This is a genomic window from Desulfocapsa sulfexigens DSM 10523 (genome assembly GCF_000341395.1).
GTDB classification, from domain to species: domain Bacteria; phylum Desulfobacterota; class Desulfobulbia; order Desulfobulbales; family Desulfocapsaceae; genus Desulfocapsa; species Desulfocapsa sulfexigens.
In genome coordinates, this window is record NC_020304.1 from 3,735,607 (window position 1) to 3,759,992 (window position 24,386).

General features: G+C 44.2%; 20 protein-coding genes. 15 read left to right on the top strand and 5 right to left on the bottom strand.

From position 1 onward, the window contains the following. Position 1 precedes the first annotated feature (1 nt). The gene (locus tag UWK_RS16680; RefSeq protein ID WP_015405563.1) at positions 2-958 is read right to left on the bottom strand and encodes an AMIN domain-containing protein; all 957 of its coding nucleotides are present in this window, start codon (positions 956-958) and stop codon (positions 2-4) included. 195 nt (positions 959-1,153) lie between these two features. On the opposite strand from UWK_RS16680, the gene UWK_RS16685 reads away from it, so the two are divergent. From UWK_RS16685 to UWK_RS16725, 9 genes are all read left to right on the top strand, one after another. Further along, positions 1,154-3,712 carry a TIGR03960 family B12-binding radical SAM protein gene (locus tag UWK_RS16685; RefSeq protein ID WP_041916463.1) on the top strand — a complete coding sequence of 853 codons (2,559 nt, stop codon included), beginning with the start codon at positions 1,154-1,156 and terminating at the stop codon, positions 3,710-3,712. 122 nt (positions 3,713-3,834) lie between these two features. Next, positions 3,835-5,181: a TrpB-like pyridoxal phosphate-dependent enzyme gene (locus tag UWK_RS16690; RefSeq protein WP_015405565.1), complete on the top strand. Its 1,347-nt coding sequence runs from the start codon at positions 3,835-3,837 to the stop codon at positions 5,179-5,181. 83 nt (positions 5,182-5,264) lie between these two features. After that, positions 5,265-6,452: a D-alanyl-D-alanine carboxypeptidase/D-alanyl-D-alanine-endopeptidase gene (locus UWK_RS16695; RefSeq protein ID WP_153304920.1), complete on the top strand. Its 1,188-nt coding sequence runs from the start codon at positions 5,265-5,267 to the stop codon at positions 6,450-6,452. Positions 6,453-6,877: 425 nt separating this feature from the next. Beyond that, positions 6,878-7,456, top strand: coding sequence for a rhodanese-like domain-containing protein (locus tag UWK_RS18805; protein WP_015405567.1), 579 nt, complete (start codon positions 6,878-6,880; stop codon positions 7,454-7,456). Positions 7,457-7,459: 3 nt separating this feature from the next. Then, complete coding sequence (locus UWK_RS16705; RefSeq protein ID WP_015405568.1) at positions 7,460-8,200, top strand: rhodanese-like domain-containing protein; 741 nt, start codon at positions 7,460-7,462, stop codon at positions 8,198-8,200. Positions 8,201-8,520: 320 nt separating this feature from the next. Next, entirely contained in the window at positions 8,521-10,266 is a 1,746-nt protein-coding gene (locus UWK_RS16710; protein WP_015405569.1) for a DUF342 domain-containing protein, read from the top strand. A 52-nt stretch (positions 10,267-10,318) separates the two neighbouring features. Beyond that, positions 10,319-11,536, top strand: a complete 1,218-nt coding sequence (locus UWK_RS16715) for an exonuclease SbcCD subunit D C-terminal domain-containing protein (protein WP_015405570.1) — start codon at positions 10,319-10,321, stop codon at positions 11,534-11,536. Positions 11,537-11,540: 4 nt separating this feature from the next. Beyond that, the gene (locus tag UWK_RS16720; protein ID WP_015405571.1) at positions 11,541-15,215 is read left to right on the top strand and encodes an AAA family ATPase; all 3,675 of its coding nucleotides are present in this window, start codon (positions 11,541-11,543) and stop codon (positions 15,213-15,215) included. Continuing rightward, positions 15,215-15,496, top strand: coding sequence for a hypothetical protein (locus UWK_RS16725; RefSeq protein WP_041916465.1), 282 nt, complete (start codon positions 15,215-15,217; stop codon positions 15,494-15,496). The genes UWK_RS16720 and UWK_RS16725 overlap by 1 nt, the downstream gene beginning before the upstream one ends. Positions 15,497-15,554: 58 nt before the next feature. Here UWK_RS16725 and UWK_RS16730 read toward each other — a convergent pair whose 3' ends face one another. Next, positions 15,555-15,911 carry a hypothetical protein gene (locus UWK_RS16730; protein ID WP_015405572.1) on the bottom strand — a complete coding sequence of 119 codons (357 nt, stop codon included), beginning with the start codon at positions 15,909-15,911 and terminating at the stop codon, positions 15,555-15,557. 192 nt (positions 15,912-16,103) lie between these two features. On the opposite strand from UWK_RS16730, the gene UWK_RS16735 reads away from it, so the two are divergent. The 6 genes from UWK_RS16735 (at position 16,104) to UWK_RS16760 (ending at position 22,510) form a co-directional block, all read left to right on the top strand. Further along, a complete protein-coding gene (locus UWK_RS16735; RefSeq protein WP_015405573.1) occupies positions 16,104-16,934 on the top strand; it encodes a ParA family protein in 831 nt (276 codons plus the stop codon). 175 nt (positions 16,935-17,109) lie between these two features. Next, positions 17,110-18,162, top strand: a complete 1,053-nt coding sequence (locus tag UWK_RS16740; protein WP_015405574.1) for a tyrosine-protein kinase family protein — start codon at positions 17,110-17,112, stop codon at positions 18,160-18,162. 23 nt (positions 18,163-18,185) lie between these two features. Continuing rightward, positions 18,186-19,265, top strand: coding sequence for a Wzz/FepE/Etk N-terminal domain-containing protein (locus UWK_RS16745; RefSeq protein ID WP_015405575.1), 1,080 nt, complete (start codon positions 18,186-18,188; stop codon positions 19,263-19,265). A gap of 41 nt (positions 19,266-19,306) precedes the next feature. Beyond that, the gene (locus UWK_RS16750) at positions 19,307-20,785 is read left to right on the top strand and encodes a hypothetical protein (RefSeq protein ID WP_015405576.1); all 1,479 of its coding nucleotides are present in this window, start codon (positions 19,307-19,309) and stop codon (positions 20,783-20,785) included. 182 nt (positions 20,786-20,967) lie between these two features. Then, a complete protein-coding gene (locus UWK_RS16755; RefSeq protein ID WP_015405577.1) occupies positions 20,968-21,270 on the top strand; it encodes a helix-turn-helix domain-containing protein in 303 nt (100 codons plus the stop codon). A 1-nt stretch (position 21,271) separates the two neighbouring features. Then, the gene (locus UWK_RS16760) at positions 21,272-22,510 is read left to right on the top strand and encodes a type II toxin-antitoxin system HipA family toxin (RefSeq protein ID WP_015405578.1); all 1,239 of its coding nucleotides are present in this window, start codon (positions 21,272-21,274) and stop codon (positions 22,508-22,510) included. Positions 22,511-22,533: 23 nt separating this feature from the next. On the opposite strand, the gene UWK_RS16765 is transcribed toward UWK_RS16760, so the two are convergent. The 3 genes from UWK_RS16765 to UWK_RS16775 are packed head-to-tail and all read right to left on the bottom strand — an operon-like array spanning position 22,534 to position 24,334. Further along, entirely contained in the window at positions 22,534-23,013 is a 480-nt protein-coding gene (locus UWK_RS16765; protein WP_015405579.1) for a glycosyltransferase, read from the bottom strand. Then, positions 23,010-23,468: a UDP-N-acetylglucosamine--LPS N-acetylglucosamine transferase gene (locus UWK_RS16770; RefSeq protein ID WP_015405580.1), complete on the bottom strand. Its 459-nt coding sequence runs from the start codon at positions 23,466-23,468 to the stop codon at positions 23,010-23,012. Before UWK_RS16770 ends, UWK_RS16765 begins: the two co-directional genes overlap by 4 nt. Before the next feature lie 11 nt (positions 23,469-23,479). Next, positions 23,480-24,334, bottom strand: coding sequence for a glycosyltransferase (locus tag UWK_RS16775; protein WP_015405581.1), 855 nt, complete (start codon positions 24,332-24,334; stop codon positions 23,480-23,482). Positions 24,335-24,386: the final 52 nt, after the last annotated feature.

A 24,386-nucleotide genomic window follows, 5' to 3' on the forward strand; every position in this document is an offset into this window, starting at 1 on the left:
ACTACTTTTTCATACCATCCAGTGAATCATAGGAGTTCACAATAATCACAAACAGATTGTCTTCTTTAAAAAAAACCTGCTGCAGATCATAATTCTTACTGGGAACAAGCTCAAGCGTCACACGTACGAGATCAGAATCTTTTAGCTCTTGAATATTCACCTGTTCGATGTATTCGCCATGAATGGCCTGGGTCTGAACTACTTTTTCATCGAGCCTGGTTCCTGGAAAATTGCAGATAACAAGCGGTGTCCCCTCCTCTTCTCCAACGACCTCGGGAGGATAAAAACCATTCAACTTGAAAAGAATCATCTCTCCCTTGTTGGATGTGTTTTCAAATGTCACCTCAAGAAGCAGAGGATCAACACCAGGGCCTTCCTCTTCCTGCGGAGCTGGACTGTTTTCCACAGGCTCTGCTGGTTTTTCTGACTCCACAACTTCCGCTGTCGCTGCAGTCGCCACAATATCCTGCACCGGCTCAGCTGCTATCGTTTCTGCGACGGGTTCTTCAGCAATCACTTTTTCCGGTGCAACCGCATCTTTTTCCGGAAAATTTGCGGAAAAGAGCTGAACGGTAAAAATATTGTTCTGTTCATCAAACTGCTGGTCAAAGTTAAAATCACCACCGGCAGTAAGGTCGATCACGACTCTGGTCTTATCGGCATGCCGTCCCAGTCTGATTTTCTGGATCATGGTACCTTGAGTTTCAATAGCATTCGGAACACTTCGTACCATGGCTGTCTCCATAAAATCAAAGACAACACGAGGATTGTCCCCCTTTAAAGAAAATATTTTGGGTAGCCAGGGACCATTGAGATGAAAAACAACCGATTCAATTTTGCCATTATCCTTCTGGAATTCAACTTTTTCTATTAATCCTTCCGCAGCATGCAACATACCGGAAAACAGAAAAATGGAAGCCAAAACAGCAACAGAAAAAACAAATTTACGACCATTCATAAAGGATACCTATGTAAGCGTCTATTTTTTAAGGAACTAATCAGATATATTCTTGCATACCTCATACACTCTTGTAAAGTCAACCTATTTTCAGTAAATGACTAGCATGGAAATTATTCTCCAGAGTTGATTTCAGTGACTCTACAGCAGTTTAAAGCAATTGGATCTAATCACTTAACATATACAGACACACACATGAAACGAAACTTCGAACAGAGAGAAACCCTTCCTTTTGTCAACAAACCAGGACGTTACCTTGGTCACGAATACAATGCCTTTGTAAAAAACTGGGAGCAGACTCCGCTCCATTGTGCACTTGTCTTCCCGGATCTCTATGAAATTGGTATGTCCCATCAGGGTTTACAGATACTCTATCACATCCTGAATGCTCAGGACAGTGTCCTTGCTGAACGTTGCTATTGTCCTGCCAAGGATATGGAAGAACTTCTGCGGTCACGCAACCTTCCCCTCTGTTCACTCGAAAACAATCGTTCCCTACTTGACTTTGACCTTATCGGGATAACCTTGCCCTATGAGCTTTGCTATACCAACATCCTCACCATCCTTGATCTTGCCTCAATCCCTCTTCGCTCAACTGATCGCGACGAGGATATGCCCATCGTGCTTGGCGGCGGCTCCTGCAGCCTGAACCCAGAACCTGTTGCTGATTTTTTTGATGCCATCCTCCTCGGTGACGGTGAGGAGGCCATTCTCGAAATTGCCGAAAGTGTTCGCCTTGGCAGGAAGGATCAGCTTCCAAGAGCTGCCATTCTTGAAAAACTTGCCGCCATCCCCGGTGTCTACATACCTTCCCATTTTGAGCCTTCCTACAAAGAGGATGGAAGTATTGCAGAAATCAAGGCTCTCCATCCTGATTTTCAGGTGGTTACACGAAGAGTTCTCAATGATCTGTCCAAACTCGACCACCTTCTCCATCCCCTGGTCCCCAATTCAAAAATTGTCCATGACAGATTAGGGGTAGAGGTAGCCAGAGGGTGCACAAGAGGGTGCCGTTTTTGTCAAGCTGGGATCATTTATCGTCCTGTCCGGGAACGAAGTCCCGAACAAATTTTTGAACTTGCCAGTCAGGGAATCAAAAATTCAGGTTTTGACGAACTTGCCCTGCTCTCTCTTTCCACCGGCGATTACTCCTGTCTTAGTACAACTTTGCCCCAACTGATGGATCGATTTTCCAGGCAGGCCATATCAGTTTCCATGCCTTCCATGCGTGTTGGCACACTCACCCAGGGGCTTATGGATCAGATTAAACGAGTTCGCAAAACCGGTTTCACACTGGCTCCCGAGGCCGGAAGTGAACGCTTGCGTCGAGTTATCAATAAGGGAATCACCGAAGATGATCTCCTCAACACCAGCAAAGATGCCTTTGGACTTGGCTGGAAGGTGATGAAGCTCTATTTCATGATAGGTCTGCCAACCGAAACCCTGGAAGATATTGAAGCTATAGCTGAGCTTGCCAACAAGACCAAGGAGGTGGGAAGCCGGTCGGGCGGCAGGGGCCGGCAACAGATTAATGTAAGCGTTGGAACATTCGTCCCTAAACCGCACACCCCTTTTCAATGGGATGCACAAATATCAATCGAAGAAAGCCGAGAAAAAATATCCCTGCTGAAAAAGATACTGCCGAGAAAAGGAATCAACTTCAAATGGCACGATCCGGAACAAAGCCTGCTTGAAGGTGTATTCTCCCGTGGTGACAGACGGTTGGCGGATCTACTTGAAACAGTGTGGAAGAAAGGTGCCAGGCTTGACGGTTGGTCCGATTACTTTGATCTTTCACGCTGGCAGGAGGCGGCCGATGAATGCTCGCTTGTCCTCAGCGATTTTCTCCGTCCAAGAGGCCTGGAGGAGATCCTCCCCTGGCACCACCTCAGCAGTGGTGTTGACGAGAATTTTCTCAAGGAAGAATTACAGAAAGCCCATACGGAAGCATACACGCCCGACTGTCGCTATCACGATTGCCAGAAATGCGGCCTCTGTGATTTCAAAGTAATCAAACCCGTTGTCATTGACAGAAAACAGCGGCAGCCAGAGGAAGCTGAAGGCAAACCTCCCTTCGGCCTCCCAAAGCAAACAGATAGACCGCAGCAGAACGAAGAACTCCATTTTCGCTATTTCGTTACTTATTCCCGCATGGGAGACATCTGTTATCTTGGCCATCTGGAAATCCTTCAGATTGTTTTCCGTGTTCTGCGCCGTGCTGGAATCGAAACTAATTTTTCCAAGGGATTTAACCCATCTCCCAAGGTATCCTTCGGCCCTGCAATGCCCGTTGGTACACAAAGTCTTGCTGAATATTTTGTAATGGATCTGCCCATGCCGCTTGATAACCTGGAAGAAGCCAGGGAACGATTGAATAAACAGATGCCCCCGGGTCTCACCGTTCAAAAAATAGTTCTCAGCAACGGCAAGGTTCCGCAGGAAATGGTCAGTTCCTATCGGATCACTCTCTACCCGACACTGAGCAGTAACGACAAACAACTGATTGAGAAATTCCTGGCTACTGACAGCTTTACCGTGAAACGGGTTCGCAAGGGAAAGGTCATGGAAATCGATTTCAGACCACTTGTTGTTTCACTGGAATGTATAGAAGAGGAAACACTGTCCCTGGAGTTGCTCAGCAAGGCAAGTCAGGCCGGAGTAAAACCACTGGAAGCACTTGCGTCCATTCTGCAAAAGGAACAAAAGGAATTACTCTCCTCCGTGGTCATAAAAACCGGCTGGAAAGAGGTTTAGGAAATCCTGTTGCTTCTACCCGCTTTCATATGGTACAGATGTGTATTCATTTGCATTCAGTATTTTTTTAGTATTCGTATAAAAATCAAAATATCCAAGCAGTTCTACCAAGGAGACCCCCCATGACAACTAAGAAGATTGTCCTTCGTGATGATGAGATGCCAACTCAATGGTACAATGTAGGTCCTGATATCCCTAATGGTCTGCTGCCACCCCTTGATCCAGAGACCAAGCAACCCATGGGACCGGAAAAACTTGGCGCAATCTTCCCCATGTCACTTCTTGAGCAGGAAATGTCCCAGGAACGATTTATTGATATTCCTGAAGAGGTGCTCGACGTCCTGAAAATCTGGCGGCCTTCTCCCATGGTCCGTGCCAGAGCACTTGAAAAAGCACTGGGAACGAAATCCAAGATTTACTTCAAAAATGAAGGTGTTTCTCCGGTTGGATCACATAAGCCTAACTCAGCAGTCCCTCAGGCATATTATAATGCCAAGGAAGGAATCAAACGGTTGGCCACAGAAACAGGTGCCGGACAGTGGGGCAGTGCTCTCTCTTTTGCAACCCAAAAATTTGGCCTGGACTGCAAGGTCTATATGGTGAAGATTTCCTTTGACCAGAAACCATACCGAAAATCCATGATGCACACCTTTGGGGCCTCCATTGTGGCAAGTCCAAGTGTGGACACCAATATCGGCCGTCAAATCCGTGAACAATACCCAGACACCGCTGGTTCTCTGGGCATTGCCATTTCAGAAGCCATAGAGGATGCTGCAAGCCGGGACGACACCAATTACGCACTTGGCTCTGTCTTAAACCATGTTGTCCTTCATCAGTCTATTATTGGCCTTGAAGCAAAGAAACAGATGGCTATCGCAGGAGACTATCCCGATGTTATTGTCGGTTGCTGCGGTGGTGGATCAAATTTTGCCGGCCTTGCCTGTCCCTATGTTCCAGATTATCTGGAAGGTAAAAAGATACGTTTTGTCGGCGTAGAGCCTGCCTCATGCCCATCGCTCACCGGAGGTACCCTTGCCTACGACTTTGGCGATGTAGCGCAAACCACTCCACTACTGAACATGTATACTTTGGGCCATGATTTCATCCCTCCTGGAATCCATGCCGGTGGCCTGCGCTATCATGGCATGTCTCCCATTGTGTCAGCCATGGTTCGTGAGAAGATAGTTGATCCTGTTAAAGTCCATCAGCTCGAGTGCTTCGAGGCCGGAGTGCTCTTTGCTAGAACAGAAGGCATCATTCCAGCGCCTGAGACCTGCCACGCCATCCGCGGTGCAATCATAGAAGCAACCCGTGAGCCTGAAAAACCTCAGACCATTCTCTTCAATTTTTCAGGACATGGTCTTATTGATATGGCATCCTATGATAAATATTTTTCAGGCGACCTTCATGACTACGAATACCCACAGGAAGCTATCGCTGCCTCAATGGCTAAACTGCCAAAAATATAATTCTTAAATATCTGGCAGTGCGCTCAACAGTGGCCCAAAAGCTGCTCCGAAAAATTCATTATTCCATATTTTTCGGAGCAGTTTTGTTCTTTTTTGTTTCCCTTTTTCTGCCGTGCCTTTCCCAATCCGGAGAACTGCCGAAACTCCGAAAATATATTTCGAATGGCGGCTATGCCCTCAGCACAAACGGAAAAACTCTTTTTTCAAAAAACCTGACAACACCCTTCATTCCCGCGTCCACCTTAAAACTTGTCACCAGCCTCGCCGCACTTGAAATATTAGGGCCGGACCATTTCTTTTCTACCTATATCTATCGAGATACCCAGGGAACACTTTATGTAAAAGGCAGCGGGGATCCCTTCCTGGTTTCGGAGAAAATCAGAACAATTGCCAGACTTGTTGCGGAGAAAGGGGTCACGGAAATAAACAATATCATTCTTGACGACACAGCTTTTGCCCTCGAGCACCCGATAACCGATGGTTCTATTAATTCATCCAATCCCTATGATGTCGGTTGCACCGCTCTCGGGGTGAATTTCAACACGGTCCCCCTGAAAGTACTTCAACATGCCAAAGTAGAATCGCCAGAATCCCAGACACCCTATCTCCGAATCATGGGTCAAATAGGAAAAAGTCTCAACAGCGGTTATCACCGGGTGAATGTGGATGCATTCCCACGACAAAGTGAATTGGCCAACAATTTACTTTACTTTGGGCAACTGTTTCAAATCCTCCTTGAGGAACAGGGGATCGTGGTAAAAGGCACAATCAAACAAGGCGTTGTTCCTCAAGAAACCGAACTGGTTATCCAATACACAGCTGAAGAGACGACAGGCGATCTCGTGAAGTCCTGCCTCCTTTCATCCAATAACTTTATGGCGAATCAACTTTATCTTGCAATCGGCGTGAAACAATACGGTTCCCCCGCAACATGGGAAAAAAGCCAGAAAGCGATGGCTGCTTTTGTTCACAACACCCTTGGCCTCAGGAATCAACAAATAACGATGGTTGAAGGTTCCGGCCTCTCAATGAAAAATCGTATTACTCCTGAAGCTCTACTGGTTGTTCTTGAACAGTTCAAACCCTACGCATCCCTTCTTCCCGTCAAATATGGCGTGGTCATGAAATCGGGAACTCTCAGAAAATCCGGTGTATTCTGTTATGCTGGATTAATACACCGAGGTAAAGATACACGTTGCTTCGTCATCCTTCTTAATCAAAAACAAAACAACAGAGACAAAATCCTTAACGTCCTTTACCACCAGTTATAAATACTCAAAAAACATTCCGGACACACCCCACACGGTAGTACTGCCAATTTGTTTGACCCGAAAATCCTTCTCTAAAAAACACCCTGACAAAAAGTTTCGTTCTTTTTTTCGCAATCCAAAACAATACGCAAGCAACACAATAAGTCACTCCAGTTTAACACCCTGAAACAGCATAATTAAAGAAATAAATTGAACTCTTTAACTGTGTTTTCAAACATTTACCTTTACATTGTCCCCCCTCTTTGTCGTATAATTCATTTGCACCCCATAAATGGCACTGTTTGATAATTTTCACTTACAATAACAGGCCAGTAGTAATTTTTTCGAAAATGGCATGGAATATGCTTATGATGTGCAAAGTTTATACTATCGCAAAGAAATTTACCTTTGCACATAAACATTTCTTTTAACTTTTTGGAGGAAGTATGAAGAAAAATCTGATCAAATTTATTCCTTTTTTCATCATGGCATCGTTTATGATGACCGGATGTAATCAGGATACGAGTTCCACCACCGCTGCGGCCAAGCCCGCAGTATCTACCCAGGCAAAAGCGCCGAAAGAACTGAAGTACGCGGGTAGTGTTGTGGGAAAATCCAACAAAGCAAAGAGTATTTCTATTTCCGTTGGAAAAGGCAAAGAAGCAAAGACAGTAATGGTTAAATTTGATGACAATACCAAGGGCGTTGAACATGCATCCCAAGGTCATGCGTCAATCATTTTCTATGAAATGCGTGATGGTCAGCCATGGGCAACTGTTATCAAGCCAAAGCTCGCAAAACTCCCTGAAGGAGTCACCGAGATCAAAACAGCAGAGATGAAAGCTCTGATGGACAGTCAGGAAAAATTTGTCCTTATTGATGCTCGTCCTGCAAAAAGATATGCTGCCGACCATATGCCCGGTGCTGTTAATCTCTCAGTACCTGACTATAAAGAAAAAGCCGCTTCCGTACTCCCTAAGGATAAAGACATACAGCTTATTTTCTATTGTGGAGGCCCCACATGAGGTATGTCCACCAAAAACGCCGGTCTGGCGAAGAAAGAAGGCTATAAAAATGTACGTGTTTACCTTGAAGGTGAGCCTGCATGGATAAAAGATGGCAACATGGTCCATGCCAGTAAAGGATTTGTCACAAAAGGAAACATCGTTCTCATCGATCTCCGTTCAGCAAAGAAATCTGCTGAAAAAAGGATCCCTCGGGCAGTCAGCATACCTTATGACACTCTTGACGACCGCCTGGATGATATTCCTAAAAAAGCTCCCGTCGTTATTTACAGTGATTCCATGGAAGAATCCATGGATGCGTACTCTGATCTTCACGATGAGGGGTTCAAAAAAGTTTCAATGGTACCAGGAAACTTTGATGGCTGGGTAAAGAATGGTGGAGCAACCACCAGTGGACCAGTAGTCACCGACATCGTTTGGGTAAGAAAGCTTGGAAAAGGCGAAGTTGGCAAGGCCGATTTCATGAAAGCAGTTGACGGTAGCGATGCTGGTGCAATTATTCTTGATGTACGAACTCCGGACGAAGCAAGTGCCGGCGGGTTTAAAAATGCTATTGCTGTTCCTTTGGATCAAATAGCTAAACGTCTTTCCGAGATTCCAAAGGACAAAAAAGTCTATGTCCACTGCACCACTGGTGCCCGTGCAGACATGGCCGCTCAGGAACTGAACAAAAATGGCTACAAAGCATTCTTCTTCGTTGCAAATATCGACTGTAAAGGCAATGAGTGTAAAGTAGAAGATTAAGAAGTACGAAAAAAAATCCTGAACAGTCAGAATATAAGCTCATATTCTGACTGTGTTTTACCATTCTGAGTCGATCCTGCCGGTCGACAACTCTCCGCAGGAGATGGAAGCCCTATCTATCCATCTCCTGCCTCTTTTTCCTGCGACTTATTCCTCGTTCTTCCCCCCTTATAAAACATTCTTTCTTGTTTTTGCTCTCACCCCTCACATCTGTTGCCTCCTTATCCTTTACTTATGGTAACGATGTCGATATTATCAAAGAGATGAACTGACCTAAACCCGTCATTTACCAGCCACCTTCTACCAAAAAAAAATGTAGTATGACAAACAATACTGAAAAAACAGACGCAAACAAAAAATACCTGGAACCAACCCTTCATTTTACCAGAAAACGTATCCCAGTCGGAAACGAAGAGAAATCTGTAAAACTCATGGTTTCAGAACTGGTAAAAAAAAACCAGCCCCTTCTCTCATTTCCGCAATTTGCGAAATTTGAGGCAAGGGGGTATGAAAAAAGCCCTGTACGATCTGGAAAAAACACTCGGTTTTCTGATGACGGAGAAACACTGCTTGCCGATATAATTGGTTACCCAAGGATTGACACCATGTCCCAGGGAAATGACGAAGAACCAGTTCTACTCGTTTCCGTCACACCTCTTGTGAAAATATCAGGAGATGCCATGGCCGCCACCCTCCAACTTCACCCTCCCATTTCAACTGATTTTGCCATACGTAAAGAACCACTTCCGGAACTGCTAAACGAGGCTGGCATCCTCTTTGGGATAGACCAGACCGCCCTCCAGACGGCACAGGATATTATTGCTCAGGGCTACAGTGATTTTCATGACATCCCTATTGCCTTCGGACAACCGTCTCAGCAGGGGGTTGACGCCTATCTGCAATTTGCCTTTGAGATTGGGCCCATCGCCGGCCAGATCATGGAAGATGGTACCATAGATTTTCGAGAACGTAGAATTATGATTGCGGTGGTGAAAGATGAACTCATTGCCACTAAAATACCTGAAATTCCAGGGACACCCGGGACAAATGTCCTGGGCCAGGAGATAGAGCCGGAAGGTGGCGCTGAACTTGAAATCAAAATACACCAGGATGTCATATTTATAGAAAAAAGTGGCGAAATCAAAGCAACTAAAGATGGTATTCTGACGGTTGTCAATGGCTGTGAAATCAAAGTCTGTTCAAAGCAGGAGATACGAACCGACATTGATTACGCCACCGGCAACATAGAATCAAAGAGTTGTGTAATCATATATGGAGCAGTACAGCCAGGGTTCAAAGTAATAACCGGGGGAGATCTTGAAATAAAGAAAGAAGTCATGTCAGCTACCCTTTTCAGCGAGGCCAATATTGTCATTAAAGGTGGTATTACTGGTAAGAAAACAGATATTAAAGCTCTTGGTGATGTAGACTTCTTTTTTATAGAACAGGGCCAGATTAATTCTGGCGGCAACGTTATCATGCGCAAGCAGTCTTATTACAGTGATATTTCCGCAAGAGGTTCCATTCTCTGCCAGGCTGGTACAACTATCATTGGCGGAAATATAATAGCTGGTAATTCGTTAACCGCTTTCAATGTCGGTTCTCCCAATGGTAAACCCTCTTTTCTTGCCGCAGGTGTGGATATTGACAGACTCAATCTCCAAAGAGAGCTTTCACAACTCCTGGCCACACAACAAGATGATATTATCCAATGGTTACAGCGCTATGGAGGGAGTAGGAAATCAAAAAAAATCAGGAAAATGGAAGCAGAGGTCAGTGAAACGAAGATGAAACTCCTGAAACTGAATCTTATTCCAGGCAGCGGTCTCTACTCAAGAGTCGGTGAACTCAGAGAACCCACTGACCAGACAGAACAAAATGACGACGAAAGTGAAACGAATGCAATCCGGATTGATAAAATATTCATCGACCTCAAAGGCACTATCTTTTCCGGCACCGAAGTAAGGATTGGGAATTGCAAATTGCTGATCAAAAAAAATATCACAAAAAGACGACTCAAGTTGGATCAGAGCCTCAAAAGAATCATAGCACTTCCTCTAAAATAAAGGTTTTATCAGCTCCCGGGTGAACCTTTAGCGGTCCCCAACACCAGAAGCAATGATACTACTCCACACTTCAGACTGGCATCTGGGCCATAAACTTTACGGTCGCCAACGTCACCAGGAACAGTCCGAATTTCTTGATTGGCTGCTGGAGTGCATCGAAGAGCAGGAAGTAGATGCCCTTATTGTCGCAGGAGATATCTTCGACAGCCAGAGTCCATCCAACCAAAGTCTCGAAATGTATTATCGCTTCCTCTCCCGCGCTGCAAATTCCTGCTGCCGCCACATTATTATTATTGGAGGCAACCACGATTCCCCAACCCTCTTGGACGCACCGCGGGAACTTCTCCATTTCTTGAATATCCACGTGATTGGGAGAGCTCCAGAGAACATCGAAGAGGCCCTTCTCATGCTCAATGATGCCGAGGGTAGCCCTGAACTCATTGTGCTTGCTGTCCCATATCTGCGCGACAAGGATATCAGACTGTCAGAGGCCGGTGAAAGCATAGAGGACAAACAGGATAAAATGCTGCACGGGATTAGGGAGTATTACCTGAGACTTTTCGAACTGGCCAAAAACAAGCAGCAAGAGCTGGATAATAAAGTTCCTCTTATTGCTACCGGACATCTCTTCTGTCAGGGTGGAAAAACCCGGCAGGGTGATGGAGTCAGAGAGTTGTATGTCGGTTCACTGGTTCAGGTGGGCCTTGATACATTCCCTCACGATATCGACTATCTGGCTCTGGGTCATCTCCACCTTCCGCAGCGGGTCGCTAAACAGACCAATCGACGATACTCCGGCGCTCCGCTGGCCATGAGTTTCACAGAAGCCGACGAGGAAAAAGCTGTACTGCTCATCGATACGGACATGCAGTTTGATGTCAGGGAACTCGCAGTCCCCTCTTTTCAAGCCATTGCAAGTATTTCCGGTACTCTTGAATCTATTCTTGAAGAAATCCAGACTTTATCCCAACGGGAGGAGGACATTCTTCTTGAAATTAATTACCAGGGACAAAGCCTTATTGATGACTTACAGGAACAGATTCATGCTGCTGTCACCAATACAAAGCTGCATGTACTCCGTATCAGCAATAAACGCATTTATGACCACATTCGGCAGCAGCACTCCGAGATCAAAACGCTTGAGGAGCTTACTCCATATCAGGTATTCCAACAGTGCCTCGATCTCAGTGGAATTCCGGATGAACAGCGCCCGGAAATGGAACTTGGGTTTGCCGCCGCTCTAGATGCCCTCCAGAACGAGGAAAACTGAAGTCTTGAAGATCCTGCGTATTCGCTTCCAAAACCTCAACTCTCTCAATGGAATATGGGAAATTGATTTCAGCGCACCTGCCTACTCGGAAAATAGTCTCTTTGCCATTATCGGCCCCACTGGTGCTGGAAAATCCACTCTACTCGATGCCCTCTGCCTTGCCCTTTACGGCGCAACTCCCCGTCTCGGGAAAATTACCAAGACCTCCAATCAGATAATGAGCCGCCACACTGGCGTTTGTTTTGCTGAAGTTGAATTCTCAACTATCAGAGGCAGGTTTCGCTGTCACTGGTCCCAGCATCGATCACGCCAGAAAAGTCATGGTGAACTCCAGCAACCAAAACATGAGATCACAGATGCCTCAAATAACGTTCTTCTTGAAAGCAGAATACGTAACGTGGCAAGTAAGATCGAAGAAGTAACGGGAATGGACTTTGACCGTTTCACCCGTTCCACCCTTCTTGCCCAGGGAGGGTTTGCAGCATTTCTCCAGGCATCCGCTGACCAACGCGCCCCCATACTCGAACAGATCACCGGTACTGAAATTTATTCCCGTCTGTCAATCAAGGTTCATGAACTGCGCCTGTCTGAACTCAACAGACTCCATGAACTCGAACAAAGCCTTTCTCATATAAATCTTTTGAGCTCTGAAGATGAGGAGCAGCTTCAAAAACGTATCCGAGAAAAAAACACCGCTGCTGAAAAGATCAAAATGCAGGTTACAAACCTGCGAACACAACTCAGCCGAGCCAGGCACATTGCTAAACTTGAAACAGACCACGCAGCATATGTGACAGAACTGGAAGCCCTGTATACCAAAAAAAAAGAGCACGCCGAACTGCTGGACACTCTCGGTCCAGCACTTGCAGCCAGGGAAATTGAGCCCTTGTATCAGGCTGTGGAGAAGCTTATTACCAGCCAGAAAGAAGCTGCAAAGGAAAATGACCTTCTGGCGGAAAAACGGAAAAACCTTGAAGAGACAAAGCAAAAAACCATCCTGGCAATAAACGAAGCAGAAAAATCCCTACAACAGGCAGAGGCATCAAGAAAAACAGGCCTTGAACAGATACGAGCTGTCGAGAAAATTGATCATTTAATTCAGAACATCAGAAATAGCCTTCAGGAACAGACAGACAACCTCAACGTCCAGCGTAAACGGCATACAAAAGAACTCTCCACTCTGAAGACACTGGAACAAAATCTTCTTCAAGCTGAAAACGAGAAAAATGCTCTGGAAACCTTCTTCACCGGACAGGCAAAGGATGAAAAACTGCTCGAGGAATTTGCAGCCATTGAACTAAGTGTTCAAAGAGTAAGCGAGCTTTACCTTGATCTGGAAAACATGAGTAAAGCAAAGATTGCAGCAAAACTTGCCGTAGGGAACAAAGAACAGATACTGAGAGATCTTCACACAAAAAAAGTTGCTATCCAGTCACATCTTCTTACAGCAAGCGCCAGGCACGACGAGATCCAAAAGAACATTGCAGATATTCTTCAGGGCAGTGAATTTAACGACCTGCAACAGAAACTCTTCACAACCCAAACCCGTCAAAAAAGTTTCCAGGAACTGACCCTTTTCCTGGAACAGCTTGACAGCCTTACAAAACAACTCACTCGATCCAATGAACAGCTTCTTACCCTGGCGACTGAGAGCAAGGAACGGAAAGGTAAACTCTCGGAAGAAAATAGAAAAAGGGCTGGTAAGGCACAGGAAGTCGAGCTTCTTGAAAAGAATCTGCTTCTCCTCGCAAGAATCCAAACGCTAGAACAAGACAGGCTGCAGCTAAAAGACAATGTCCCCTGTCCTCTCTGCGGCTCAAAAACCCACCCATACCACCATGGTAATGTCCCAAGCCCTTCTGAGGAAGAAAAGAAACTGCGGTTTGCAGAGCAGGAACTGCAAGTGCTTCTCGAGCAGATTGAAAAGCTCAAGCATCAGGAGATTATTGCTGCTGAGAGGAAGTCATCTCTTGCAGAGCAGATAAAGAAAACAGAAACTGAGAAAACGCTTGCCACCAAGGCTGCTGAAGGGCTTCTTTCAGATCTGGAGTTACCACCTTTAGCAGAAATTCATCTGGAACGTCTGCAACAGGAGTCTCTTCAGCTCAATGAAGACCGGAAAAAGCTATTTGCGGATAGAGAACTGCTTGAAAAATTGAACAAAAAAATTGGTTCAATTTCCACTAGAAAGGAAGAATTCAGGGTAACACTCCAGGCACTTGAAAAAGATATTCTTACCGCAGAACATACTCTCACCTCTGCTCAAACAGAATTGAGGAAGCTGTTACAGGAGGAAGAAACACTTTCTGCATCCCTCATCACACTGAGTGATACTCTTAGACAAAAACTCCAGGTATATGGAGATTTCGTGGTCGAAAGGAAGCATCTCTCTAAAATCCTTATAGAACTTGGTCAAAGAATTACTTTGTGGAAAACCAGAAAAAATGAAGAAAGAAATCTCGCCCCAAAACTCCTCAGTCTTCATTCAGAATGTGGTCACCAAAAAACTCTCTGCACGGAAAGAGAAAAACAGATAACCGATCAGGACGCTCTCTGCTCGGTAACTCGAAAACAACTCAGTGATTTTCAGCAACAACGCCTTACCCTCTTTGGTGAAAAGAATACCACAGAAGAGGAAGAGCGTCTCGAACAGGCTGTTATCAACAGGAGAAAGATTCACAGCCAGTTACAGGTCAAATCCGGCGATATTCACAGGAAAATCACCGCTGTTATGACATTACAGGATCGACTGCAGCAGGATGTCATTAGAATGGAAACAGATATAACAACGCAGCAGCAGCTTTTTCTCACAGCTTTGACAAAATCCTCCTTTTCCAACACTGAAGAATTCATTGCAGCAAGACGATCGCCTCAGGAACTGCTGCAGGTACAGAATCTACAAAGAAAACTGCAGGAAAAAGAAACAGAACTGACAACTCTGATTAAAGAAAAGTTAAGCAGCCTGCAAGTCGAAAAGGAAAAGCATCTCTGCCGGGAAACTGCCGCAGAAATAGAACCACTGCTTATGGAGAGTGAAAAACAGCTGGAAACGCTTCAGGAGGAATCAGTAACTGCAAAAGAACAGCTCAAGAGAAACAGCCTGGATAAGGGAAAATCCGCTACACAGCTGATAGCTATCGCGACACAGAAGAAAAAGGTGAGCAGTTGGAACACTCTTCATATGCTTATCGGATCTGCCGATGGAAAAAAATTCAGAAATTTTGCACAGGGCCTCACCTTTGAGCTGATGGTTCATCATGCAAATAATCATCTTCGGAAAATGAGTGACAGATACATTCTGACCAGAGACAGCATCCATCCGCTTGACCTCAATGTCATCGATACTTATCAGGCAGATGAGGTTCGTTCGACCAAAAATCTATCTGGCGGTGAATCCTTTCTAGTCAGCCTGGCCCTTTCACTGGGACTATCCAAAATGGCATCCCATAATGTCAGGGTTGATTCTCTGTTTCTTGACGAAGGATTTGGAACACTGGATGAAGATGCACTGGAATCGGCCCTTGAAACACTGGCTCAGTTGCGTGACGAGAACAAGCTTATTGGAATTATCTCCCATGTGGGCGCATTAAAAGAACGTATTCCCCTGCAGATAGAAATCATTCCGGGAAGCAGGGGAAAGAGCACCATTAGTGGGCCGGGTGTCTCACGGGGGGTCTAATGGGCTGCTGCAGAAAACTTATAAACCACTATTCCTCATCCAGGCGTGGCGTCTTCTGCCTTCGATGGGTTTTGCCATTACAGATTTTAGCCGTTGGCAGCCTTGTGACACATCTTCTCTATAAGATTTTTTTCAAGCCTCCAGCCTATTCATCTATCATCACTGTTGCTCACATCTTTTTCGCTTTTATGATTCTTGCCGAATGCCGCAGAAGCATTCGGTATCACAGTGCTCTCAAGGAACTGGAAGCGCTCGAGGAGAGAAGAAGAGCATTACGATAAAATCAATCGTTTGCATAATGTAGAGATTGAACGAAAGGGCAATTTTTCAAGCAAGCCTTTAGATATCAGCCGGCTTCTCATCCAACTCCTTTCCGATTCGCCAGGCATCAATAACCGATGCCAGCCAGCAGCAGAACATAATAAAAAACGATATTTTCAAAAATACTGAAGAGGCAGTTGTTGAAGCTTCTGCGACAATACCCATCACCCTTGGTATGGTAGCCACCTCTCCCGCAGCAACAATATCCTGCAACATAACAACAGCTTGACGAACAACAGCGGTAACACAGAGAATCCCACTGATGAAAGCAAGGACGAAAAAGACGGCTCCGCGACGGTACCTTGAGAGAATAATCTGTCCTGCTCCGGGAAAAATAAGAGCAGAAAAGAGTACTCCTTTAATTACATTACTCATGAATTTAGTCCTTCTAAAATATTGGCTTCCAGGAACTTCTGAAAGAGTCTCGGCACACACAGCAACAGGAAAAACCCTTGTATTTCCAACTTGCTATTTCATATTTTGTATTATACCCTTAACCATAAATGTTTTGTTCACTTTTTATTGAGAACATAGCCAATCAAAACAGATGCCACCAAGTAATACCATATGACACACCAAGATCCACCTATATTTATTACCTTTGGAAACCGCAAAGGAGGAGTCGGCAAGACAACCTCTGTTATCAATCTTGCAAGTTACCTGGCAATCCTTGGAAAAAAAATTCTGATCGTCGATACAGATCCTCAGTCTAACTGTTCCTCTGTTCTACTCAAAAATCTGGACGACAGAAACAAACACTCTCTTATTAAGGCACTTGAAGCTCCAGAAGGAGAAGGGTTGCTCTCTCGATTTGCCTGCGAAACACATCATCCCAATTTACAAATCATTCCGAATACAACACAATGCATGCTCTGGGAAAGGAAAAATGCAGGACACTCCGACGCAGTTTTAGGAATCAGGCGCCTCATTAACCAGGATCCCACATTAAACGAATACGATTTTGTTTTTTTTGATACCCCGCCAACCCTTGGGGTGATGATGAATAATGCTCTTATGGCATCTGATTATGTTATCATTCCAATTCCTCCATCCGACCAATTTGCACTCGATGGACTGGCGGCGTATCTTGAGCTTATCGGGGGAATCCGGAAGCATAACAGTAGACTGAAACTTCTGGCTGTACTTATAACTAAATACGATCCCAATTGGGGAAGTTCTGCTTACAAACTCAATCAGATAATAAAATATTTCACTCAGAGACGAATAAGTATTTTTCGCACCCATATCCACAATTGCCCAGAAATCGATATGGCTCACGTAAAAAGAAAGCCGGTAATTATATCTGCACCCAACAGCAGTGGTGCCAATGAATACGCCACATTGGGGCGGGAATTACTGGAGATTTTTAATGTAATTCATGGAAAAAGATTCATTTAAAACCATAGCGATGGAAATATTGATTCAACACAAAACAAAGAGCGTCGTATTCCAGGTTCCTTACCCGAACCATTACCCGAGGTGCAAATAACATTATTTTTGGTTATATTCATTAGACAGAGAACGCTTCTTCCGTATAAACTTTTTCCCAGGCAACAATCTGCTATCAGCTGACATGTCAAAAAAGAACACAAACGCAACTGACCATTGCAGCACTACTTATTCAGCAGATACAATCGACCCCTTTGAAGGGCTCAATCTCGAAGATATCTGTGTTTCTCCCCATGACATAGAAAAAGCATCACCTGAAAAAGACCTTGGCAATGAACTGTTTGGCCTTAATCCCCTGGATGGTATTGACCTGGAAGATTTGTCTGTAAATCCTGACACTATTGCTTCAGCTCATTCGAGCACTAACGGACCTCCCCAAGGATCAGACAACATCAATTTTGTCATCACCCCCGACAACAAACCAACCAAGGAAGACAAGCAGCAACAAGCAATAAAAAGACCAGTACGCTCTCTATCAAAAGACACTTCTCATCTCCCGGTAAAACAAAAAAAAGCAATTATTGACCCGATTATCGAAAGAGCATATCACTATGCAGAACTCACTCAGATAAGAGAAAAAGTGTTCTCCAGTCTCGAGAAATCAGGTGGCAATACTCTTCTTATTGCCAGTCCTCACGACAATACAGGAAGCAGTCTTCTTGCTGCAGCGCTTGGATATAATGCTGCCTGTTCCTGTCAGAAGAGCGTCCTTTTGATAGACTGCAACATGCGTCGTGCAGGCTTACACAACCTTTTCAACATTCCGCAACTCTATGGGTTTACCGAACTTATCAAGAACAATCTTCCCTGGCAGGCAGTGGTGAAAAAGACAGGCGTGGAAAATTTAAGTGTCATTACCGCTGGTGAGCACTGTGATAATTTTTCTGAGTATATTCGATATTCACACATTCCTGAACTTCTCAACGACATCAGAAACCATTATGATCTGATTATCATTGATACCTCTCCCGTCCTTGCTCCGAACCGCAACAATGTTAATATCGTCTCCCTCACTTCCGAGGCGGATTATTTCCTTCTCATCACCAAACAATCCGGGACCACAAAAGACGATTTGATAGAAGCAAAGAACGTCATTGAAGCGGGAAATGGTACAATTGACGGAATAGTCATCAATGAACACACCCCGGACAAAAAAATTGCTCCGTACCCAAATTAACATTACGGCATATAACTCAGACAATGAACCCACCAACTCAACCCGGACCAATAGACCCGCAATTCTTCATTGCCAAATATCTTACCCCTGTTCTCGAGCATAAATGGCTTGTTTTGCTCACCACATTTATTGGCCTGCTGGTTTCCCTACCTGTAAGCTTCGTGGTCCAACCGGAATATAGCAGTAAAGCCACAACGCAACTGGAAACCCCCCGAGCCCAGATGATCTCAGAAGTTACAGAGGAAATCACCTCACGGACGGGGGACCAGAACTACATAACCGCAGCTGTTGAGCGAATGCATAGCACCGCCTTCCAGACAGAGGTCTTTAAAATCCTCCCCAAACAGCTGCAAAAAGATCTGGAAACACCACTGGGAGTCAAGGGACAGTTAATGAAAAAGGCTGCCCCATATTTAGACAGACTCCTCAAGGGGGACGCTGTTGATCCCACCACCCTGGCAACAATCACTCCTGAACGTCTCAACAAACTCAGCAATCGGGTTGTAATAGAAGGAATTCCAAGACAGGGGATCATTCAGATAACAGGAACAACCTATGCCCAGGAAATGGCCACTGTCTTAGTTCAAAGTTATATTGACATATGGGTTGCCCTGAACATGGAAACCAATAAAAGCCTGATCCGCCATGAACTTGGGTTCACCGAAAACCAGAAGGATGAGTACTTCAAACAGTTAAAAGATTCAGAAAAAGAACTTCGCCTCTTCAAACAGAAATTTGAAATTCCCCCTGCGCTCTCATCGATAACCGATATGGAACTTCAAGCGCAACTGGACGTACTGCAAAATAAGGTGGAGAATGCAAAAGAACGCTATAAACGAATAGACGATATTTATCTGGATCTGGTTCGAAAGGAAAAATCCGTAGTAAATAACATCAAGGTTATAAACCCACCGCAAACACCACTGGAACCATCTAAAAATATCCGTCTGCTTATTATCCTTATCGGGTTGCTTGCAGGTGCTGCCACTGCAATTGTCCCCATCCTGATATGGGACTATTATCGAGGAAACATTCGTCACAAAAAAGATATTTTAAGTGCAGTCAACATACCCATTATAGGAAAACTGCCGACCATAAAATAAAAACGGCCTATCCTCTGACAGGTTCATCAGATTATTCAGTCATGAGCAAACTATTATTCCCCCCAACTCTGCTTCTTTTTGTAACGTGCTGCTGGAGTAATCATGCATTTGCTCGCCTCAATACGCTCACCAGTGGAGTATCAATCAACTATGATTATGATGAAACTGCGTATAAGAAAGACGAATCGTCAGAACTTTCCACGGCTGGGCAAGACAGTTCTCTTAACCAGATCAGCCTTTCCCCTCTTCTCATTGTGACAAGTGAAAGTAGCATTGATAGCCTCACCATTCGATTAAATCCAAGTTTTGCCTACGATCAGGAGGCAAGCCAGAGCGACATCGATCATAACTTTCTTATTTCCGCACATCGGGATCTCAACAACCGCCTTCGGTTAACCTTCAATAATCATTTCATTTATTCGGATGATCCGGAACTCATTAAAGATGAAGACTCTTCTGACTACAATAAGGGCCGTAAACGATACTGGAGGAACGATCTCACCCTGGGGACAACATACACCTACGCGACCAACAGTTCAGTTGGTGGTGGCTACGCTTACCGCATGTTACGAAACGATGACACGGGTATTGGTGGCTATGAAGATTACGATAAACACACTGCAAATATTTCCTTACGACACCACTTTGATCGATCTTGGAATATCGATTTTTATTCCAGTTATACTCGAGGATTATTTGACCCACCCGATCAGGAGTCAGTTGAAACCATCGGAAATGAGTTGGAAAAAACGGACCCGGGTATTACTGAGGGCATAAATACCGACTCTCTTTCAAATGACCTGTCGGAATATCGAACCGCGACCACAGTTAACTGGGTGTTCTCTTCTCATAAAACATTTTTAATCACCCATAGCTTTGTCGGCAGTAACTACGATGCCATCCTTCGAAACGACAGTAACCTCCACGATCTCACATTTGGCGCCCAATACAAACACAGCAAACAACTTTCTTTTGAACTCGGTGGTGGGCCATCCTATGAAAAGAAAGAGTCTTTTGATGCAAACTGGGGCTATAATGCTCACCTGAATAGTAACTACAACATTTCCAAACATTCAAGCATCTCTGCAGGGGTAGAAAAAGGCTACGATATCCAGAATTTTTCACAAAACAATAACGCCCTTGGCAAGGATCAGGGACTTACTGATTTCTGGAAATGGAACATCAATTTTACCCACAAACTGACAAAAAACATCGACACCTCATTGTGGATTAATTACCGGGATGAGAAACAGGAAAGCATTCTGTATGCCCTGGCTAACAATCCAGAAACTGAAGTAAGTAGTGGAGGGATAAACAATGAAACGACCAGGGAAGAATCTGTGTTCTCTCGAAAAATATATGAAGCTGGCACTTCACTTAAATACTCTTTTCTTCAGTGGTATACAGCATCCTTGAGATATACATTCAGGCAGCAGGACTCAGAGGAAATTAACGATAGTTATGATGAACATCGTGTATTTTTGAGTCTTTCGGCTCAAAAAGAATTACTTCGGTGGTGAATAGAGAAATTCAGCTTCAATATCTGGTATACACCGAAGTCACACAACAACAAACATCATTCCAAATACTTTCTGGAGCATTAGCTCTTTAGACAATGGACCATATTTTAGCCATAACAGAGCAAAAATCCAGATTAAAGATAACATATTGACCATATAGACAAAGATGTTATAATGGCGAGATGATACCATCCCTTATCACCCCCATTGAAGTTCAATCCCAGTTAGCGCAGCGCTTTAAGATGCTGCGACTGAGTGCCGGCTACAAACGCTCAACACTGAGTAAACGTGCTGGTGTTAGCGAATCATCACTGAAGCGCTTTGAAAACAGTGGAGAAATATCCTTAAGAAATCTTCTGCGCCTTACCCATTCAATCGGCCACCTCCAAGACTTCAATTCTCTTTTTCAACTGCCTGATGCAACAAGCCTGGCTGAATTAAAAGAAAATATAGAAAAAAAGACACCAAAACGCGGCAGGTTTTAAGATGGCACCAGGATACAGGGAAATAGAAGTTCGGTTTCACAAAGATCCAGATACTGAATTTGCAGTAGGTACATTGGCAGAAAAAAATAATACGTTATTTTTTGAATACAATTCCGAATGGATCTCTAAAAAGTTAGAGTTATCTCCCTTTACTCTCCCTCTTCAATCTCCTCTTTTTACTCACCAAGATCACCGCTTTGGGCCGATCTTTGGTTTGTTTGACGATTCACTCCCTGATGGTTGGGGGTTATTACTGATGGATCGTTTTTTCCGTAGCCAAAACATTAATCCCGCTGCTATCTCAATACTCGACAGACTACTCTACCTCGGCAACAACACCATGGGTGCTCTAACCTATCACCCGTCAACCGAAAGAACAGATGGATCCGACCTGCTTGATCTTCACAAACTTGCAACAGAAGCCATAAACGTTTTCGGTGGTAAGTCCAATGATATCCTTCCTCAACTCATGAGAGCAGGAGGTAGCCCCGGTGGCGCACGACCTAAAGTTCTCATCGGTTTTAATCCAACCACTCTCGATATGGTTTCTGGAGAAAGTGACATTCCACCAGGTTTTGAGCACTGGATAGTCAAATTTTCCGCCAGAGAAGATTTGGCAGATGCAGGCCCGGTTGAATATGCCTATTCTAAAATGGCTGTTGCAGCCGGTATCATGATGGAAGAAACAAAACTTTTCAGTACCAGTAATGATGAACTTTTTTTTGGGGTAAAACGTTTTGATAGACGCCCTGACAACAGACGTCTCCACATCCATACTTTTGGAAACCTTATCCATGCAAACTTCAGAATACCAAGTTGCGATTACGGTGACCTTTTTAAAGCTACCAGCATTTTGACCAGGAACTACCAGGATATTGAGAGCGTCTATCGGTTAATGGTTTTCAATGTTTTGGCTCACAATCGTGACGATCACGTGAAAAATTTTTCTTTTATATTAGATGATCAAACAGGACAATGGTCACTGGCACCAGCCTATGATTTAACGTTTTCCCGAGGCCCTGGTGGTGAGCACACGACTACAGTACTTGGTGAAGGGATGAAACCGACTAAACAATTACTCCTGCAACTTGCTGAACAGGCAGGTATTACCAAACCTCGTGCTGAAGAACTTTTCAAAGAAACAAAAGAAGCAGTATCTCGATGGCCTGAGTTTGCTGCTCTTGCTGGAGTCAGGAAAAACGTAATTGATGAGGTGTCCTCTTTTCTTTTGGATATCTGACATCATTCTCCTAAGTTAGAAGATTAATCAGCAAGAAAGTCTCGAATTGTTTTGATCAGCAGAGGACTAGGATCGATATTCCTAATCTCATGTTCAAATTTTTCTCCTCCAGAGAACTTTTCTAGCTTCTCCACCAATTCTGTCTCATCAAAAGCAACGGTTATATAATTAAGTGCTAAAAACCGTTGAGCAGTTGCAAACTGATGATCGTTTCGGTGTTCCCCCAATGCAGCTTTCCTGGGCATAACGATTATCGGTTTCCCTAGCTCTAAGGCTGTTATGATAGTCCCCATACCAGCATGCGCAATAATCACATCTGCTTCTAGGAATTTCTTGTTAAATTCATCAGGGTTAAGGAATTTTTCATATCCAATTTTTTTTGGTCGCCACTCTGTCTCACCAATCTGGGCAAAAATCTCCTGGCCAAGTTTTTGAGCACATTCATCCACAGCACGAACCAGCCGATCGAATGGTAATTGCTCTCCCACCGTAACAAATATCACAAAACTGCCCCGAAAAAACTAGGCCCACCCGGAACAGCAAGTTCTTCCCATTGAGTAAGCCACAAATCAGCATATTTTCCTGCTCTTTTTCCAGACAAAGACAATTCGTCGACATTAGCAATACTGTCCAACCATATCGTTTTAGCGCCCAATTTTTTTCCCAAAAAAATAGCTAAGAATCCTGGAGCTGCACCAGTTGAAACGACGACGTCAGGTCGGACAAAGAGAATACGTACAAACATGATGCAAGCAAGCCATAGTAACTTCAATTTGTTCCAGCGACTGGCATCAGGCACAACAATAAAACGATTGTCCCCAACAGTAGTTGAATATTTGGCCTCAGTAGTCATAAAAATCAGCTCACAACCATCGAAAGCAGGTAGTAATCTATTTAACTGCACCCAATGTCCACCGGCTGATGCTACTAGCATGATTTTTTTTTTCTTAGCAGACACTTTCAAGCACCTTACTTATCTATATTTATTGCTCGACTACTAATATCACGTTCCCAGCAACTGAAACCATATAATTTACGTTGATATTTAGCCCGTATTCGCGACACCATATTAACATAAATATATATTGGTAACCTCACCCAGTTGCTCGGTTTTCTGAGTAAAACAAGAAAAGCAGATCCATATTTTTTTTCTTCACGATTCATTAATTCAGGAAATTTTTCAGCCAACTCGTATCTTCCCAACCTGCTCCGAGTTTTTATTTTTATCAAATCAGACAATTTGGCTGGAGAACGCACATTAGAATGACTCTGTTGAACAGCTACTCTTTCGTCCTTTTTAAATATCGCCCGAATAAAACCATCATCAGCAATTATATCTGGAAACTTGTCAAACCTTCCTCGACCTTCTTCCGATAGAGCATACACTCCTGTGCCAATCATGCCTTCTTTCACATATGGTAATTGCTGCCAAATATAATAAAAACTTTTAACAGGCCATGATGAGCCACGAAAATCCATTCGCATGGTAGAAGAGGCTGCCAGACAATGTCCTTTTGAAAGTTCTTCAGCCAGAGCCATTACAGATTTTGTAGAAAGGACAATATCAGCATCGAGATACACACGGGGAAACTCAGAGGCTGCATCATCACCTAAATTAAGGGCATTGGTTTTTGATGCCACAGATGTTTCAATGCATTTAATCTTGGTGCCAAAAGAACGAACGACTCCAGCAGTATCATCTGTACAACCATTACAAACGACCACCAGTTCAATTGTACCATCTTGCACAGCTGCCAGAAGAGCTTGAAGAGTATTAGCAATAACGTTAGCTTCATTATGCGCAGGAATAATTACTGAGACCACTATCCACCCTTACTATCATCAAGCATTTCACAAGTTACTACACGCCTTACTG

What these genes read in the sequence shown, in the direction of transcription:
- UWK_RS16680 (WP_015405563.1), bottom strand. Translation starts at nt 958, where the DNA reads ATGAATGGTCGTAAATTTGTTTTTTCTGTTGCTGTTTTGGCTTCCATT.
- UWK_RS16685 (WP_041916463.1), top strand. Translation starts at nt 1,154, where the DNA reads ATGAAACGAAACTTCGAACAGAGAGAAACCCTTCCTTTTGTCAACAAA.
- UWK_RS16690 (WP_015405565.1), top strand. Translation starts at nt 3,835, where the DNA reads ATGACAACTAAGAAGATTGTCCTTCGTGATGATGAGATGCCAACTCAA.
- UWK_RS18805 (WP_015405567.1), top strand. Translation starts at nt 6,878, where the DNA reads ATGAAGAAAAATCTGATCAAATTTATTCCTTTTTTCATCATGGCATCG.
- UWK_RS16705 (WP_015405568.1), top strand. Translation starts at nt 7,460, where the DNA reads ATGTCCACCAAAAACGCCGGTCTGGCGAAGAAAGAAGGCTATAAAAAT.
- UWK_RS16710 (WP_015405569.1), top strand. Translation starts at nt 8,521, where the DNA reads ATGACAAACAATACTGAAAAAACAGACGCAAACAAAAAATACCTGGAA.
- UWK_RS16715 (WP_015405570.1), top strand. Translation starts at nt 10,319, where the DNA reads ATGATACTACTCCACACTTCAGACTGGCATCTGGGCCATAAACTTTAC.
- UWK_RS16725 (WP_041916465.1), top strand. Translation starts at nt 15,215, where the DNA reads ATGGGCTGCTGCAGAAAACTTATAAACCACTATTCCTCATCCAGGCGT.
- UWK_RS16730 (WP_015405572.1), bottom strand. Translation starts at nt 15,911, where the DNA reads ATGAGTAATGTAATTAAAGGAGTACTCTTTTCTGCTCTTATTTTTCCC.
- UWK_RS16735 (WP_015405573.1), top strand. Translation starts at nt 16,104, where the DNA reads ATGACACACCAAGATCCACCTATATTTATTACCTTTGGAAACCGCAAA.
- UWK_RS16740 (WP_015405574.1), top strand. Translation starts at nt 17,110, where the DNA reads ATGTCAAAAAAGAACACAAACGCAACTGACCATTGCAGCACTACTTAT.
- UWK_RS16745 (WP_015405575.1), top strand. Translation starts at nt 18,186, where the DNA reads ATGAACCCACCAACTCAACCCGGACCAATAGACCCGCAATTCTTCATT.
- UWK_RS16750 (WP_015405576.1), top strand. Translation starts at nt 19,307, where the DNA reads ATGAGCAAACTATTATTCCCCCCAACTCTGCTTCTTTTTGTAACGTGC.
- UWK_RS16755 (WP_015405577.1), top strand. Translation starts at nt 20,968, where the DNA reads ATGATACCATCCCTTATCACCCCCATTGAAGTTCAATCCCAGTTAGCG.
- UWK_RS16760 (WP_015405578.1), top strand. Translation starts at nt 21,272, where the DNA reads ATGGCACCAGGATACAGGGAAATAGAAGTTCGGTTTCACAAAGATCCA.